The organism is Pseudarthrobacter equi (genome assembly GCF_900105535.1).
Classification (GTDB): Bacteria; Actinomycetota; Actinomycetes; order Actinomycetales; family Micrococcaceae; genus Arthrobacter; species Arthrobacter equi.
Window position 1 is genome coordinate 465,370 of sequence record NZ_LT629779.1, and the last position, 16,680, is coordinate 482,049.

Consider the following 16,680-nt stretch of genomic DNA (forward strand, 5'->3'; position numbering starts at 1 on the left):
GGGTACGTTCACGTGTTTTCGATGATGAAAAGTCGGTTCCCGGCGGCCCCGAAGACTTGCAGGCGAGGCACGGAAGGACAAGACATCGGACGTTTTTAGATACCCTTACTGTTGCAGCTGGAAGGACATATCACCTTGTTTTGGATATCTTCTGCAGAGAGCAATCAGCGGGGACAGGGAGAATTTGTGCCGACTGTGCGAACATGCATCCCAGTCCTGATAATGGTCGGATGTATTAGGCTTGTTTGAACTTGAACGTTCTCTCGCCTCTAGGAGCGCGCTTTGGCACTAACAGATGACGCCATCGAGAAGATCAAGGCGATGCTGCTGGCAGGTGAGCTCCGCCCTGGTGACCGGTTGCCGCCGGAAAAGGATCTCGCCGAGAAGCTTGGGCTGTCCCGCAGCTCAATGAGAGAAGCGGTTAAGGCTCTTGAGCTGATAAGGGTGCTCGATGTCCGGCGTGGGGATGGAACATACGTGACCACGCTTGACCCCCAACTCTTAAATGAAGCCCTCGGTTTCATCGTTGAGCTGCACCAGGCGCAGGGTGTAGTGGAGCTGTTGGAGGTTCGGCGCATCCTTGAGCCGGCCGCCGCCGCAATGGCAGCGCAGAAGATTGGGCAGGAGGGGCTGGATAATCTGAGGGCGTCGATGGCGGGTGTCACGGAAGAGACCAGCGTGGAAGAACTTGTTCAGCACGATATGGAATTTCACAGCATCATTGCCGCGCATTCAGGCAATACCTACCTTGCGGGGCTTCTGGAGGCACTGTCGTCACGGACTTTACGGGCGCGGATCTGGCGGGGACTGACTCAGGAAAAGGCTGTAGCCCGGACTCTTTCCGAACACGAGGCCATCGCTGCCGCCCTGGAACGTGGGGATGTGGAGTTAGTCAGGGCGTTAGTCACTGTCCACGTCAGTGGGGTTGAGGGTTGGCTGCGGGAAACGATGCTTAAGTCCACGGCTGCTGAATATGCGCCAGCGGAACTGGCGGGGATTAATCCCTAGAGTTTGTAGGCCGACTCAGCACTTCGACTACGCAGCCATTGTTGTTCGTTGGGTGATAGTTCGTCCACAAGGTCGTCCAGCACTTGCAATGATTCCGAATACGGGCCGCCCATCAAGCTGACCGGCCAGTCACTGCCGAGCATGAGGCGCTGCGGGCCGAAGGTGTTCAATGCCTCCTCCCAGGCCGGGCGGATGGCTTCCTTTGTATAGGGAACGCCGGGCAATCTCAGACCCGAGACTTTCGCCGCAGTGTTGGGCAGTGCCGCCAGTGCTCGCATGCTGTCGCGCCAAGGTCGGAAGTTTTCCTTGCCCGCCTCTAGCGGGGGCTTTCCCAAATGATCCAGGACAACCGTGAGCTCCGGAACCGCCCGGGCCAGGTCGACGGTTTGTTGAAGGTGACGCGGCCAGGCGTCCGGTACATCAAAGGCCAGGCCCGCGGCAGCCGCGCGCCTGAGGGATCTGCGCACCGCCGGAAGCTCAAGGAACCCCTCACGGGGATCGTCGTGCACCAGGTGCCTGAGGCCGCACACCACCGGTTCCGAGCTCAGTCGTTCTATTTCAGCTTCGGCTGCTAGGTCATCGTCCAAAGGAACCCACGCGACCACCCCGCGAACCCATGTCTCTGTCCGCGCGGTGCGAAGCATGGCATCAGTGTCCTGCTGGGAGTCTTCCGCCTGGACGAGAATGGCTGAATCGATACCGTATTGACCCATCAGGGCTTCAGCTTCGATGGCCGTAAAGCTGCGGAAGATGTGTCCGTGCTGTGGCCCCAGCCACGAGTATCCGCCCTCGTCGAGGTCCCAAAGGTGCAGATGGGCGTCGATTCGGGGTGCGGTCATGAAGCAATCAGCCCCTCATCTTCGAGGTGCTCCCAGAGTTCGGGGGGAATTTGCTCCTTGGTCCGACGCGCCGTGTCCTCCACCTGCTCGGGCTTGCTCGCGCCGACGACAACCGCGCAGACAGCAGGGTGGCGAAGGCTGTACTGGAGGGCTGCTGTGGGAAGCTCGACGTCGTACTCTGCGCACACGCTGGCCAGCCGGCGCGCCTTCAGAAGAGCAGCTGCCGGGGCTGGCGCATAGTTGTAGTGCGCAGCGTCCGGAACGGTTGGTTTGGCAAGCAGTCCTGAATTGTAGATGCCGACGTTCACGACCCACGTCCCTGCACTCAGGCAAGCGGGCAGCAAATTCTCGGCCGCCGGCTGTTCCAGAAGAGTGTATCGCCCGGCAAGCATCACCAGGTCCAGATCAGCGCTTTTCACACAACGGGTCAGCGCCTCGGCAGAATTCGATCCCACGCCGATTGCTCCCACGAGACCTTCACGTTTCAGTTTCTCCAACGCCGGCAGCGCCTGATCGATCCCGGCGTCAAGGCTATACGCATCGGGGTCATGCAGGTAGGCGATATCCAGCCGATCCATCCCCAGCCGTTCCAGGGATTCCTCCAGGCTCCTTCGGATACCCGCCTCGCTCGGGTCCCACCGTCTTCGTACTGTCGCCGGCACGCAGAATCCCTCGTCATCCAGCGTCCCTGGCGAGTAACCGGGGTTTGGTTCAAGAACGCGGCCGACCTTCGTCGAGATCAGATACTCGTCCCGGGGTCGTTTGGATAAGGCCGCGCCAAGTCGGGCCTCTGAGAGACCCAGCCCATAATGTGGAGCGGTATCGAAGTAGCGGACGCCCGAAGCCCAGGCCGCATCCACCGTCCTTGCGGCAACACTGTCCTCTACCTCTCGGTAGAGGTTTCCTATCCCTGCGGCACCAAATCCCAGCCACCCTGCCTCGATTCCGCCTACCGCCAGTCCATTCCGAGACGGGTTGGTCATGGCAGATTCCAGACCAGCTGTAGCCCGGAATCATCGCCCGAGTAATCGTCCGGAACAGCAAGCAGCTCGGCCATCCGCGCCTGCCAACTGATGTTCCCCGGATGCTCAGCCAGTTGTTTGCGCATGGCGACGTAGTCTTCAACTTCAAGAACATGGAACAGCTCCAGGCCGCTTCGCCATATGCTCCACTCGTTCACTCCTGCCTTGTGCAGAGCGGTGGTCAGTTCATGCGGAATCTCTGCGTGCGCCCGTTCATACTCGTGCTCCCTTCCGGGACGCAGGCGCGTGTGCAACGCAATTCTTTCCATGTCAGGCCACCACGGCTGGTTGCCAGGCAGCCCCCACAGGGTAGGTGTGATGTTTCAGGGAAGGGGCGAGGATCTGAGTTCCCGCACCGGGAACCGTTGGCGGCCAGTACTTACCCGAATGGACGACCACTGGGGCCATGAAGTGCTCATGCAGATGGTCCACGTATTCGATCATCCTGCCCTCCAGGGATCCGGACACGGCCACAAAGTCGAACATGGACAGGTGCTGGATGCTCTCGCACAACCCCACCCCGCCAGCGTGCGGGCACACCGGCACACCGAACTTCGCCGCGAGCAGTAGGTTGGCGATGTTTTCGTTGACGCCGGCTACACGCACAGCGTCAATCTGCATCACTTGGCATCCTCCGGACTGGAGGAGCTGTTTGAAGACGATCCTGTTTTGGGCATGTTCCCCGGTTGCCACCGGGACAGGTGCGATACTCCGTGCAATGGCCGCGTGTCCCAAGATGTCGTCCGGACTGGTGGGCTCCTCAACCCAGGCAAGATCAAACTGGGCCAGTGGGGCCAGCCACTCTACAGCTTCGGCAACGTCCCACCGCTGATTGGCATCAATGGCAATACGGATATCAGGTCCAACAGCTTCCCGGGCAAGGCGTACCCGCCGAATGTCGTCGTTGCGGTCCGCTCCCACTTTCAGCTTAATCTGGGAAAAGCCCTCGGTTACCGCTTGCAGGGCAAGCCTTACCAGCTTGTCATCGGTGTATCCGAGCCATCCCGGTGTCGTGGTGTAAGCAGGATAGCCTTCTGCCCGTAGGGTGGCGGCCCGCTCTGCCCGGCCAGGCTCGGCCTGTCGAAGAATCTCCAAGGCATCCTCGCGGGTAAGCGCATCACTGAGATACCGGAAATCCACAAGGTCCACAATCTGCTCTGGGGTGAAACCAGCAAGGAGTTCCCACAGTGGAAGACCAGCCCGTTTGGCCTTCAGGTCCCACAAGGCGTTCACGACGGCCCCAATGGCCATATGCACCACACCTTTTTCAGGTCCCAGCCAGCGAAGCTGCGAATCATGGACCAGTTCGCGCCATAGGCCGCCCAGGTCATCCAAAACGGCCTCTACCTCTCGCCCTGCTAACCGGTCCGCGACCAAAGCCACCGCCTGCGCCTGCACATCAGTTCCCCGCCCAATCGTGAAAACGAAGCCGTGGCCCTCGTGCCCGTCGGAAGCGTCCGTCCGGAGGATGAGATAGGCCGCCGAATAGTCCGGGTCGGGGTTCATCGCATCGGAACCGTCCAATTCCAAGGAAGTGGGAAACCGGACATCGATCGTTTCGATGTCAGCAAAGCGGCTCATATGCTCTCCTAGCCCTTAAATGAGAACTTGCATCTAAAAAACCATAAACATCCGATGTTTATGTTGTCAATCTCGGACGTCCTCTTGAATAATGTCCCTGAGACCCATGAAACCTCTGATGTTAGGAACGACATGAAACTGCTTCGTGTAGGAGAATCAGGTGCCGAACGACCGGCGGTGCTGGTTGCCGGCGCTGACGGCGTCGAGCGCTGCTATAGCTTGGAAAGCCTCACCCAGGACATTGACGGGGCTTTCCTGGCCCAGGATGGTATTGAGCGAGTCCGCTCCGGTCTTGCGGCAGGATCCTTTGCCGAACTTGAGGGATACCAGGAGCAGCGCGTCGGGCCGCCAATCGCACGACCGTCTTCCCTCATTTGCATCGGAATGAACTACGCTGCCCATGCGGCCGAGTCCGGCGCTGAGCCACCAACTGTTCCCGTGGTCTTTTTGAAACCCGCGAACACCGTTGCCGGTCCCTACGACGCCGCCCCCATCCCTCCACACAGCGCCCGCTACGACTGGGAGGTAGAGCTGGGCATCGTCATAGGACGCCCCGCCAGCTACCTGCCTTCTCCGGATGAAGCCCGCGGCTGTATCGCCGGTTATGCGGTTGCAAATGATCTCTCCGAGCGCGATTACCAACTCAATGGGCCTGCTGGTCAATGGACCAAGGGAAAATCCTTGCCCGGATCCACGCCGCTGGGTCCGTGGCTGGTTCCTGCCGATGAGGTCGACAGCGACCGGCTGCAGCTTCGCAGCTGGGTGAACGGCGAGCCCCGCCAGAATTCTTCGACCGGGGATCTTATTTTCGATGCTGCCACCCTGGTACATCACCTCAGCCAGTACATGCTCCTTGAACCCGGTGACGTCATCCTCACCGGAACCCCTGAGGGTGTGGCGCTTTCAGGCAGGTTCCCCTACATCGCTGACGGTGATGTCGTCGAGGTCGAAATCGAAGGCCTCGGACATCAACGCCAGGAATTCTTCCGAGCAACAACGCTCGGTCTGGCAGGGGCAGCGAAATGACGAAAGAATTTCACGGCCTCAAGGCGCTGGTCACCGGGGGTGCGTCGGGTATAGGTGATGCCATCTCCCGGCATTTGCAGGTACTCGGCGCAGAGGTTGCTGTTTTGGACCTGAACCCTCATGCCGCCGCCGAAAGAACTATTCCCATCCATTGCGACGTCGCCGATCCGGCATCAGTGGCCAGCTCAGTAGCGCGGGCTGTGGATCGACTTGGAGCTCTTGACGTGGTCGTGAATAACGCCGGCATCGGCGCTCAGGGCACCATTGCTGACAACAGTGACGAAGAGTGGCACCGTGTACTGGACGTCAACGTGCTGGGCATTGTGCGAGTGTCCCGCGCCGCCCTTCCGCACCTGCGTCAGTCAAGCAACGCCGCGATCGTGAACGTATGCTCAATCGCAGCCACTGCGGGGCTGCCGCAGCGTGCGCTGTACTCGGCCTCAAAGGGTGCCGTATTGTCACTGACCCTCGCGATGGCTGCCGATCATATTCGAGAAGGCATCCGGGTCAATTGCGTGAACCCAGGAACAGTTGACACGCCGTGGGTGGGCAGACTGCTCGGGTCCGCGGCTGACCCTGTGAAGGAACGCAGCTCCTTGGAAGCCAGGCAACCGCACGGCCGCCTCGTGCAGGCGGAAGAGGTTGCCGCGGCTGTTGCACACCTCGCAAGCCCCACATCCCGTTCAACGAGCGGCACCTATCTGGCCGTCGACGGCGGCATGCAGGGTCTCCGGCTCCGCCCACTGTGACCAAATACACCCCGCGGTGTCACCCTGCCCTATCTGTAATCTCCGGCAGGGTGATACACCGGATTGATTTGACGCAATAAGAGGAACCTCAAGGTGTTGTGTCGTGCCTGTTGAAGCGAACGCAAATCAGAAAGTCCTTGTGCCCCGGCGAGCAGGGCGAAGTGAATTGGCAGGCCAAAAAGCTGGCGGAACGCCGGCCAGGAACCGCGACAAGGTCCGTGACTGATCCTCCATCAGTTGACGGAGTCGATTTGTGGTTTATGTGTACTCCGAGACCCCTGCCCGATGAAATCAAGGAACCACCTCGGTTTTCATCCGCAATGGCATCCCAGCGTGCGCAGTCGGGGCGAAAGTTCAGGTGTGGTCGCCGATGACCGGCGCCTGCTATCATTCCTGCACTTGCGCCGTGTTCTCGTCCAAATGTGCGGAACCCCGGTGCCGTGCCAGAAGCCAAGGCAAGACACCGGGGTCCCTTTTAGACCCCCGGTATAGGAACATCCGAAGGAGCGGATGCCCGCCCGAGGGTCGGTCTGCGTCCTGGTCGCCGCCTTGGACCGGAAGCGGCCCAAGGCGACAAATCAGGAGTTATGGGTCTCTCCTCCTAGCCTTTGAGGCCCTGGGTGGAGACGCCTTCGACGATGTAGCGCTGGAAGACGAGGAAGAAGATTAGTACCGGCAGCAGGGCGAGGACGGACATGGCGATCATGGCGCCGTAGTCCGAGCTTTGGGTCTGGTCCACGAAGAGGCGCAGGGCCAGCGGCAGCGGGTACTTTTCGGGGGTGTTCAGGTAGAGCAGCGGGCCCAGGAAGTCGTTCCAGCTCCAGATGAAGGAGAAGATCGAGGTGGAGATCAGGGCTGGCTTCATCAGGGGCAGCATGATGGAGGTGAAGATCCGGACGTGGCCGGCGCCGTCGATCCTTGCGGCCTCGTCCAGTTCGGCGGGCAGGTTGCGCATGAACTGGACCATCAGGAATACAAAGAACGCGTCGGCGGCGAGGAACTTGCCGATCAGCAGCGGGACGTAGGTGTCAACGAGGCCGAGCTGCTGGAACACGATGTACTGCGGGATGATCACCACGTGGAAGGGCAGGAGCAGGGTGGCGATCATCATGCCGAAGAAGATGCTCCGGCCGGGGAACTTGATTCTGGCGAACGCGTACGCCGACACGGACGCCGAGAGGATGGTTCCCACCACGGCACCAATGGCCAGGATCAGCGAGTTGGTGAAGAACTGCAGGGTGGAGACCCCGCCAATGCCCTCCATCGCGGTGACGAAGTTGTCGAAGCTGAAGTTGTTGGACCACAGCGACGTGTTGGAACCGCCGATTTCCGAGTTTGGCTTGAAGGACGACGCGATCATCCACAGGCCCGGGTACAGGACCACGGCCGTGAGCCCCAGGGCCACGATGTGGAAGATGGTGCTCTTGGCGCGCTTTGCCCCGGCTGACTCGGACTTTGGGTTGTAATGCGGAACCTGCGCGTCCGGGGTGGACTGGGTGGGGGTTGCCATGGTTGTCATTTTGCATCACCGCTGTAGTGGACCCAGGACTTGGAGGTGCGGAAGAAGATCAGGGTAATGATGCCGACGACGATCACCAGCAGCCAGGCCATTGCCGAGGCGTAGCCCATCCGGAAGTCGCTGAAGCCCCGCAGGTAGAGGTAGAGGGTGTAGAAGAGGGTGGAACCGGCCGGGCCGCCGTCACCGTTGGAGATGATGTAGGCCGAGGCGAAGATCTGGAACGCGTGGATGGTTTCCATCAGCAGGTTGAAGAAGATGACCGGGGAGAGCATGGGCCAGGTGATGTTGAAGAACTTCCGCACCGGGCCGGCGCCGTCCATGGACGCCGCCTCGTAAAGGTCCGCGGGGATTTGCTTCAGGCCGGCCAGGAAGATCACCATGGGGGCGCCGAACTGCCACACGGTCAACAGGATGAACATCGGCATGGTCATGGCCGGGTTGCCCACCCAGCCGCCGAGGTTGATTCCGAAGAAGGACAGGCCTTGGTCCACCGGACCGGAATCGCCGAACATGGCCTTCCAGACGATCGCGATGGATACGGACGCACCGATCAGGGACGGGGCGTAGAAGGCGGAGCGGTAGAAACCCTGGCCGCGGCGCTTACTGTTCAGCAGCATGGCCACCGCCAGTGCCGCGGCGAGCTTCAGCGGGGTGCCGAAGACCACGTAGCCCACGGTCACGCCTACCGACTGCAGGAACCGTTCGTCCTGGAAGAGGGTGGTGTAGTTGTCCAGTCCGATCCATTTGGGCGGATCGAACAGGTTGTAGTTGGTGAAGGACAGGTAGAGCGAGGAAATCATGGGCCCGACAGTGAGGGCGATGAATCCCAGCAGCCAAGGCAGCAGGAAGGTGTAGCCGGCGCGGGCGTCCGCCCCGCGCTGCTTCGACTTGCGAAGCTGCGCGGGAGCGGACGACGTCGAACGCCTGCTCAGTGTTGGGCTTTGAGTCACGAATTCAATCCATTAGTAGGGAGGCGAGGCTGGGAGCCTGATTGTCAGGCAAGGGTATGGGCCCAGTTAGCCGTTTTGTTTGATGACGTCTTCGGCTTCCTTGAACCATTGCTCGACGGCTGCGTCAACGGTGAGTTTGCCGTAGTTCAGGTCGGAGCCGGTGCGTTTGAAGGAGGCTTCGAGCGTGCCGAAGCCGACGATGGGCGGCTCGGGAGCGTCCTTGAGGTACTTCTCGATTGACTTCTCGTAGTCCACCACGAGCTTGTCCGTACCTTCGAAGGTGGTGCCGTCACGCTGACTCTTGGAGGCCGGAACGCCGCGGGAGGTCTTGAAGATCTGGCCCACCTCGGGGTCGTTGACCATGAAGTCGATGAAGCGGGCGGCGGCGTCCTTGTACTTGGTCTTGGAGCTGGCCACCATCAGCATCGCGGGCTTCAGGAACAGGCCCAGGTTGTCCGGATCGTCCGACGGGACCGGAACCAGCTTGAGTTCCTTGGCGCCGCTGTCCGTGAGGTAGCCAGCCATGAAGTTATCCCAGGTGACTTCGGATGCCGAGATGTTAGACCCAAAAGGGGACTTCGGCAGCAGCTGGGTGACTCTCTCTTCCGGGACGATGGCGCCTGTGCCGCGAAGATCGGCGGCCAGATTCCACCATTGCCGCAGGTCGTCCTTGGTGAAGCCGAGCTTGCCGTCTTCGGTGAAGGCCTTGATGTCTTTTTGGCGGAGCCAAACGTTGAAGTTCCACCAGATACCGGTGAAGTCGGCGGTTCCATAGAGCGTACCGCCGCCTTTGGAACCGACTTCTGCGAGGAAGCTTTTGTACTCGGTGTAGTTCCACGTGCCGTCGGGTTCGGCGATGCCCAGGTTTTTGAGTTTGGCCGGGTCGTAATAGACGGCGAAGGCGTTGGTTCCGATGGGCAGGCCATAGGTCTTACCCTTGATCTGTCCCGAGGGGAGCAGGGACTTGTCGAAACCGTCCTTGTTGATGTTTACGCTGTCCAGGTCCAGGAGCTGGTTGCGCTGGCCGTAATCACGCAGGTAGGACAGGTCCCACTGCATCACGTCTGGCAGCCCGCCGCCCGCGGCCTCGGTGGCACGCTTCTGCCAGTACCCGGCGAAGTCGGAGAAGTTACCGTTGACCTTGATGTCCGGGTTCTTCGACTCAAACAAGGCAATGGCCTTCTGCATTCTTGTTGCCCGGTCGTCAGTGCCCCACCAGGTGTAGTTGATGGTGACGGGATTCTCGGCGGACCCCGTCTGTCCCGAGGTGCTTGACCCGGTTCCACACGCGGCGAGGATGCCGGCAGATGCGGTGCCGACGGCGACTGTGGTGAGGAAATGCCTTCTGTTGAGCATGGGTGCCTCCATGGCGGTGATTAGTTGCGTGATGATTGACGGATTACTTGCAGGTGATGCCGGGGAATGCGGCCTCGTAGGCTGCGGTGTGGGTTTGACCCTCTGCGTTTGTTGATGCCGTGATAGTTATGAGCCCGGGGTCCATCGCGTTGCCCTTGGGTTTGAACCGCTCCTGGACCGTTGCCCCCGGCTTGATGTTGTTGACCTTCTTTTCCCCGTAAGGAGTGACGATTTGCGCATCAACCTTTACGCCCTCGTTGTTGAGGACGTCGACTGTAAGAATTGGCTTATCTCCTTTGCATTGTGCGGCGGCCGTGACTGAAACGTCAGGGGAGGCCCGGGTCAGCACGATGCGGGGGAGCGGCACCTTTCGGAAGTCCATGTCGGAGGCGAGATAGAAACTTGTGTAGCTGGGCTGGTTGTAGGTGGTGTTCTGGCGGGCGACTTCTGCACGGTACTGCGGGTCATGCATCAGGGTGTAGAGCTTGTGCTCGGTCAGTTCGGTACTGAAGTGGATACGCAGAGCAGTGCTGTCCTGAGTGCCCAAAAGTAGCTCTTCGCGCCAGTCGCCGAGCACGTCGGCAGCAAGCCCCGGAACTGCCCGGGTGCCTAGGTTTGTGCGGGTGCCTTCTGCGGTGAGCAGGCGCCCGCGGGTCCTGTCGTCGATCACGGGCGTCGTTTGGGTGCCACTGGACCAGTTCAGGGTCTGTGTGGTCATATCCGGGCCCCACTTGATACCGAAGTTCGTGCTGGGGGTAGTTGCGGACAGGCGTTGTCCGGTTGCCGACCAGAGCCCGACTGCCCAGCTTTCGATTCCCCGGGTGTTGGGGTCGATGTCGCCGATGGTTCCCCTGCCCTGGTCCCGACCAGTGTAGGCACCGAAAATGGGAGAACCGGTGGCGGCATCACGGAGAACGTACCCATAGGGCGCACGGGTGGCATTCTCGTGGACACTGAAGATTTCAACTCCCGGACGGTCCGGGTCGATGTCTGTGACGTGCAGGTGGTCGCCGTGACCAAGTTTGGCGATGGTGCCGGGTGCGGCGCTACCTTCCGGAAGAGCGCCATAGGAGCTGTAGAGCAGCGACCCGTCGTCGTCGATGGTGGCTGACCCGTAGACGATCTCTTGTTTGCCGTCGCCGTCGACGTCGGCGGCACTGAGGGAGTGGAAGCCCTGATTCGTGAGCGAGGCAAAAGCGGGATTAGTGCCGTCCCGGCCGTGAGGAGTGTCGTTGAATGGGTTGTTCATGGGGACCCAGCCGCTATCAATGTCCCATCGCGTGCTCAGCTGCTTGCCGTCCCAGTCGTAGGCGACAAGGTTGGTCCTGGTGTAGTAGCCGCGGGCGAAGACAGCTGAGGGTTTGTGTCCGTCCAGGTAGGCGATGCCGGCGTTGAACCGGTCTACACGGTTGCCTGGCTCGATGCGTGCATAGGCGTAGTCACCCCACATGAGTCCATCGTCGCCCCGGCCTGGTTCGTAGGCCACGGTCTGCAGTTCCGTGCCCGTGGCGCCATCAAACACTGTCAGGTATTCGGGCCCGGAAAGGATGAAGCCTTGGAAGGCGCGGAGGTTGTTCCGTGCGCTGCGCGACGGGGCGTAGACGTCCATGAAGTGGTCGGCCAGAGCCTCCGCGTCTTTCCGGTTCAGCGGGTAGCTGTACTGGTTGGGGATTCCGAAAGCGGCTTCCAGAGTCGCCGGCCACGTCCCGGCGGCGACTTCCGGATGGGTGGCCCATCCCTGAAACATGTTGACCACGTGTTCGTAGTAGTCAGCGGGACTGACGCGGTAGTCGTCTGCGTTGCTGCGGCCTGCCGCGATATCCTCCGCCAGAAGGGTGACGAACTTTTCACCAATGACCTGGCCGTCCTTATAAGAGACAGTCTTGGTGCCGGGTGCGGTTTTGAGCATGACTTCAGCACGACTGTCCCCGTCGAAGTCATAGACCATCAGTTCGGTGTAGTGTTCGCCGGCCCGGATGTTCGGCCCCATGTCCAGGCGGTACAACTGGGTGCCGTCGGCGCGGTAGGCATCGACGTATACGGTTCCGGTGTAACCCACGAGGGAAACATCTTTTGCGTTGCTTGGGTCCCACTTGACGAAATATTCATATTGGCCGTCTCCGTCGACGTCGCCCACGCTCATATCCCCGGTCTGATAGCTGTAGGGCTCTCCTGCGGGAGTGATACCGTCGGCGGGCTTGTTCAGGGGCACTTCCAAGTAGCCTTGTTCTTGGGGTGTGACGCTGGCGCTGTGGGCGGTTTCCGCGCCGTTGACCACAGGCACGACAGTGTAGGCAGTCCCAGCGGGGGCCCCGGCGTCAAGATAGTTTGTGCTTCCGGTCACGCTCGAGAGGATTGTCCCGTCCCTGTAGACGTTGAAGTCGGTGCCGGTCAGTCCTGTCTCGGAGGCTCCTGTTACTTCGGTGCCCAACAGTCTCCAGCTCAGGAAAACCCCGTCCGCCGTGCGCGCAGCGATGAGTCCTCGGTCTAGGTTTTCCAATTGCACACCGTTATAGGCTGCACCGGGTGCCGCCGATGTATCGGCTGCGGCGGCCGGCACTGCGGCCGCCGAGGAGCAGGCGATGAGGGCGGCCGCGCCGGCGGCAGCTGTCCGGGTCCGCAGTCTGTGCAGAATCATCATCGATCTCTTTCGTGGTTTCGGGTCAGGAGCCAATGACTCGGCGCAGGTAGTCATTGCTGAATTTTCCGGTCGGGTCCATTCGATTGCGGAGCGCCTGGAAGTCGGGAAGCCGCGGGTACAGGGTTTTCATGAGGTCAGCTTGAGCAACAAACGTCTTGCCCCAGTGTGGGCGGGCGTCGAAGGGTGCGAGCACTTTTTCTATGCGGGGGAGGAGGTTGGTGAGCGCGTCCGGCCGGTTGAGCCAGGTGAAGTGGATTGCAAGCGATGGACGTTCGTAGGCCATACTCAGCCAGAGGTTGTCAGCAGCTGTGGACCGGATTTCACTTGCAATCAGATGTGGGGCAATTTCGGATGCGAGTCCTCGGAGGGCATCCATGGCGGCGGCTCCGTGCCTGCGGTCTACAAAGTACTCCGACTGGATTTCGTCGCCATTGGACGGGTTTGCGTCCACACGGAAGTGGGGGAGACGTTCGAGCCACGGTCCAGGGATTCCACCCTGCACAGTGCGGTTCGCGCCCAATGCCGCCAATTCGGGATCTCCATGATGCATCGCAGGTGCCCCGAACAGCTCTGTCGGGACCTCAGCGTCGACATCCAGCCTGGACTTAACAAGCACACGTGAAGCAGTCGGCTCATCCCAGACAGTAAAAATGCTGACGCTGTAACCCGCGGCCATCACAGTGTCGAGCTCGCCAATCACAGCCTCCCAGGGAAGGTCCCGGAAGACGTCCTGACGCACCTCGTAGGTCGGCTCGATATCGACGGTCAGGCGAGTGATAATGCCGAGTGCACCCAGGGATGGGACGATGCCCGCAAACTCCGGGTGGGAACGGTCAAAATCCAGGACTTCGCCCTCCGCATTGATCAGCTGCACTCCGGCTACGGCAGTTGAAAGGATTCCATTCGTGTCGCCGGAACCGTGGGTTCCCGTCGCCGTTGCTCCACCAATGGAAATATGGGGGAGTGATCCCATGTTTCGCAGCGCCCAGCCGCGATCGTGGAGCCATGATGCCAGTACTCCGTAGCGTGTGCCGCTGCACACCGAAACCGTGCGCGCCTGCTCATCGAGCTGCACATCAGGCTCCAGCTGAACCAGAGAAATCATGGTCTCGCCGTCTGCGATGTCATTGAATGAGTGCCGCGTCCCGACCGCCCGGACCCTGTCGAGGGAGCCGACGATTTCGGCGGCTTCGGAAAGGGACCCTGGAAGGTAGAGGCGCCGCGCACCAAAGGTGTGCGTGCCTGCCCACGTGGTGCCAACATCCGTGGTGTACATGCGTCCTCCATTGGAGCAGTAGCGAAAGATCTGAAGATAGGCGAAACGTTTCGTAATTTCGCGATGTGCGCTACGCTACATTTCATAGACCTCAGCCGTCAACCTACTTACGGCAGTTCGGGGGCTTGAGACAAAAGTAAAACGAAACGATTCGCTGAAAGGGCAATGATGTCCTCCCTTACCCCTGTTGACGTCACCTCGGCCGCGACGGCACCCCTCCGCCTCGCGAGTGGAGCGTCCATTCCAAGAGTCGGGTTCGGAACGTTCGGTTCAGATCGCTACGGATCCGATGCTGTGGCCCGGGCGTTGCGGATTGCTCTGGGCGCGGGTTACCGGCTCATTGATTGCGCCTCCGTGTACGGTAATGAGGCGGACGTTGGAGCTGTTTTGGAAGAGGCGCTGCAGGACGGAATCAACCGCAGCGATCTGTTCGTCATGTCAAAAATCTGGAACGACGCTCACGAGCCGCTGGCCGCCATCGCCTCGGTTGAAAAATCCCTGACCGATCTGCGCCTGGATTATCTGGATGCCGTCTTCGTGCACTGGCCGTTTCCCAACCATCATGCCCCGAAAGCCGGAACTGATGCCCGGGATCCTGCGGCCCGGCCCTATGACCACGCCGCGTTCATGAAATTGTGGAAAGCTCTCGAGTCGCTGGTCGATGCCGGCCTTGTACGCCATCTGGGCACGTCAAACGTCACCATCGCCAAGCTTCAACGAATCTTGGCCGATGCCCGCATCGCACCTGGCTTGAACGAGATGGAGCTTCATCCCAGCTTCCAACAAGGCGAGCTGTTCCAGTTCTGCCTGGACCATGAGATCCAGCCTGTTGGATACAGTCCGCTTGGTTCGCCGTCCCGCCCGGCGCGGGATACTACTCCTGACGATGTTTCAGACATGGATCTGCCCCCAGTTCGGGCAATTGCTGAGGCCAGGGGAATTCACCCCGCGCTCGTGTGCCTGAAGTGGGCGGTCGCGCGGGGCCACATTCCCATCCCCTTTTCGGCGAAGGAGCTCCAGATTGTCGCCAACCTCCACGCCGCGCTCGAAGATCCGCTCACTCCCGAGGAAATGGAGCAGCTACGATCAGCCGAGCGCAACAGCCGCCTTATTAAGGGGCAGGTCTTCCTGTGGCCGGAGGCCGGGTCATGGCTCGATTTGTGGGACGTTGACGGAACCATCCCTGGCTGGAACGGCTATGGAAGCCCCACGCTATGACTTCCACTCCGTATAGTTCGAAGACTATGGCGACTTACAAGGACATCCAGCGGCTTACCGGGCTTTCACTTTCCACGATTTCGAAGTACTACAACGGCGGCAGCGTCCGCCAAAGTAATGGCGAGGCTATCCAGCGCGCTGCCGACGAGCTGGGTTTCCAAATCAACGACTTCGCACGCAGTCTGCGACGAGGTACCAGTCAAACGGTGGGCGTTTTGCTGCCTGCACTGGACAACGGCTTCCACCTCGCAATTATCGCCGGCGTGGAAAAGTACCTGCAGGTGCACGGCGTTGGCGTCATCGTGGTTTCAAGCCATCCCGAAGAAAGACGGCCAGGCGGTGCGGTTGATGCCCTGCGCTCGAAGCGGGTGGACGGCATCGTCGCAGTGCCGTCAGTCCACGATGCTGAAGCGCTTAAACAGGCTGATGAGGCTGGGATACCGGTAGTCACAGTCGACCGCACCTTTCCGGGCCTGGAAACAGATCATGTCCAGCTTGACAACTATGCAGCCGGGGCCATGGTGGCCCATTATCTTCTCGACCACCGCCACAAGCGGATAGCCATCATCGGCGGCGACCATTCCGTTCCATCGCTTACCGAACGCCATAATGGCTTCCTTGACGCGCTGGAGCAGCGAGGAGTAGACCGCGAGGAATCCTGGTCCTCTGAAAACGACCTCACCATCGAAGCTGGACGACGCGCAGTTCGGCTACTGCTGGCGCGCGGCAACCGGCCAACGGCCATGTTCGCAGCAAATTACGAATTGACCGTTGGCGCGTTGATAGGACTTAACGAATCCGGTCTGGTCGTGCCGGACGATATGTCCTTCGTCGGGTTCGACATCGCTGAGATCGCCCAAGTGACCCGTCCCCCGATGGCCACAGTCGTCCAACCCATGGCTGAGATCGCCGAACACGCAGCACGCCGGATACTGGCCCGGATGAACAGCTCAGACGCACCGCGGGACATGCAGACCCTTCCAGCTGATTTGCGCACGGGAAGCTCCGTGCGTCACCTCGGACAGCCCGCCTCCACCGCGACCTGAAAGACAAAAATGCTTACCAATGAACTGATCCATCCCCACCTTATCGGCGCCCTCGCAGCGGCCGGACACGGTACCCGCCTCCTCTTGGCCGACGGCAACTTCCCTTATTCCTCCCACAGCAACCCGGCCGCAGAGAAGATTTACCTCAATCTCCGTCCCGGCCTCCTGACCGTCGACGATGTCCTGTCCGCGCTGCTCAGCGCCGTCAACATCGAGTCAGCAACCGTAATGAACTCCGACGGTTCACCCGTTCCGGCCCACACCAGCTACCGGGAAGCTCTCGGGGAGGCAATCCCTTTTGAGCAGGTGGACCGCTACGCCTTTTACGACCTTGCCAGGGCCAATGACACAGCCATCGTCGTCGCCACGGGCGACCAGCGACTCTACGCAAACATCTTGCTCACCATCGGCCTTGCCGGCTGATTGATCAGAATCTCGGAAACAACCTG

Annotated in this window: 15 protein-coding genes; 6 read left to right on the forward strand and 9 right to left on the reverse strand. The window is 60.5% G+C overall.

What is annotated here, in order from left to right:
- The first annotated feature begins 282 nt into the window (after positions 1–282).
- The gene (locus BLT71_RS02030; protein WP_091717129.1) at positions 283–1,008 is read left to right on the forward strand and encodes a FadR/GntR family transcriptional regulator; all 726 of its coding nucleotides are present in this window, start codon (positions 283–285) and stop codon (positions 1,006–1,008) included.
- Here the strand turns inward: BLT71_RS02030 and BLT71_RS02035 are convergent.
- From BLT71_RS02035 to BLT71_RS02050, 4 genes are read right to left on the reverse strand one after another with little or no spacing between them, the layout of a single operon-like run.
- A complete protein-coding gene (locus BLT71_RS02035; RefSeq protein ID WP_091717130.1) occupies positions 1,005–1,847 on the reverse strand; it encodes an amidohydrolase family protein in 843 nt (280 codons plus the stop codon). The two genes, BLT71_RS02030 and BLT71_RS02035, sit on opposite strands and share 4 nt — an antisense overlap.
- Positions 1,844–2,830 (reverse strand): aldo/keto reductase, encoded by a 987-nt coding sequence (locus BLT71_RS02040; RefSeq protein WP_091717132.1) that lies wholly within the window; start codon positions 2,828–2,830, stop codon positions 1,844–1,846. The genes BLT71_RS02035 and BLT71_RS02040 overlap by 4 nt, the downstream gene beginning before the upstream one ends.
- On the reverse strand, positions 2,827–3,138 hold the full coding sequence (locus tag BLT71_RS02045; protein WP_091717134.1) for an L-rhamnose mutarotase: 312 nt from the start codon (positions 3,136–3,138) through the stop codon (positions 2,827–2,829). Before BLT71_RS02045 ends, BLT71_RS02040 begins: the two co-directional genes overlap by 4 nt.
- A 1-nt stretch (position 3,139) precedes the next feature.
- Entirely contained in the window at positions 3,140–4,450 is a 1,311-nt protein-coding gene (locus BLT71_RS02050; RefSeq protein WP_091717136.1) for an enolase C-terminal domain-like protein, read from the reverse strand.
- A 132-nt stretch (positions 4,451–4,582) separates the two neighbouring features.
- Here BLT71_RS02050 and BLT71_RS02055 point away from each other — a divergent pair, with 132 nt between their 5' ends.
- Together BLT71_RS02055 and BLT71_RS02060 are read left to right on the forward strand one after the other, a co-directional pair.
- Positions 4,583–5,476 (forward strand): fumarylacetoacetate hydrolase family protein, encoded by an 894-nt coding sequence (locus tag BLT71_RS02055; protein ID WP_091717138.1) that lies wholly within the window; start codon positions 4,583–4,585, stop codon positions 5,474–5,476.
- On the forward strand, positions 5,473–6,225 hold the full coding sequence (locus BLT71_RS02060) for an SDR family NAD(P)-dependent oxidoreductase (protein ID WP_091717140.1): 753 nt from the start codon (positions 5,473–5,475) through the stop codon (positions 6,223–6,225). The genes BLT71_RS02055 and BLT71_RS02060 overlap by 4 nt, the downstream gene beginning before the upstream one ends.
- Before the next feature lie 601 nt (positions 6,226–6,826).
- Here the strand turns inward: BLT71_RS02060 and BLT71_RS02065 are convergent.
- From BLT71_RS02065 to BLT71_RS02085, 5 genes are all read right to left on the reverse strand, one after another.
- Positions 6,827–7,744, reverse strand: a complete 918-nt coding sequence (locus BLT71_RS02065) for a carbohydrate ABC transporter permease (RefSeq protein ID WP_091717142.1) — start codon at positions 7,742–7,744, stop codon at positions 6,827–6,829.
- A complete protein-coding gene (locus BLT71_RS02070; protein ID WP_091717144.1) occupies positions 7,741–8,694 on the reverse strand; it encodes a carbohydrate ABC transporter permease in 954 nt (317 codons plus the stop codon). Before BLT71_RS02070 ends, BLT71_RS02065 begins: the two co-directional genes overlap by 4 nt.
- 66 nt (positions 8,695–8,760) lie before the next feature.
- A complete protein-coding gene (locus BLT71_RS02075) occupies positions 8,761–10,050 on the reverse strand; it encodes an ABC transporter substrate-binding protein (protein WP_091717146.1) in 1,290 nt (429 codons plus the stop codon).
- A gap of 43 nt (positions 10,051–10,093) precedes the next feature.
- Positions 10,094–12,688, reverse strand: coding sequence for a rhamnogalacturonan lyase (locus BLT71_RS02080; RefSeq protein ID WP_157693410.1), 2,595 nt, complete (start codon positions 12,686–12,688; stop codon positions 10,094–10,096).
- Positions 12,689–12,713: 25 nt separating this feature from the next.
- Positions 12,714–13,967: a D-arabinono-1,4-lactone oxidase gene (locus BLT71_RS02085; RefSeq protein WP_091717150.1), complete on the reverse strand. Its 1,254-nt coding sequence runs from the start codon at positions 13,965–13,967 to the stop codon at positions 12,714–12,716.
- Positions 13,968–14,135: 168 nt separating this feature from the next.
- Between BLT71_RS02085 and BLT71_RS02090 the strand changes: the two genes are divergently transcribed.
- Genes BLT71_RS02090 through BLT71_RS02100 form a run of 3 tightly spaced genes read left to right on the forward strand, consistent with a single transcriptional unit; the run spans position 14,136 to position 16,654 of the window.
- The gene (locus BLT71_RS02090) at positions 14,136–15,185 is read left to right on the forward strand and encodes an aldo/keto reductase family protein (protein ID WP_091723749.1); all 1,050 of its coding nucleotides are present in this window, start codon (positions 14,136–14,138) and stop codon (positions 15,183–15,185) included.
- Between the two features lie 26 nt (positions 15,186–15,211).
- A complete protein-coding gene (locus BLT71_RS02095; RefSeq protein ID WP_091723751.1) occupies positions 15,212–16,231 on the forward strand; it encodes a LacI family DNA-binding transcriptional regulator in 1,020 nt (339 codons plus the stop codon).
- A 9-nt stretch (positions 16,232–16,240) separates the two neighbouring features.
- Entirely contained in the window at positions 16,241–16,654 is a 414-nt protein-coding gene (locus BLT71_RS02100) for an RbsD/FucU family protein (protein ID WP_091717153.1), read from the forward strand.
- Positions 16,655–16,680: the final 26 nt, after the last annotated feature.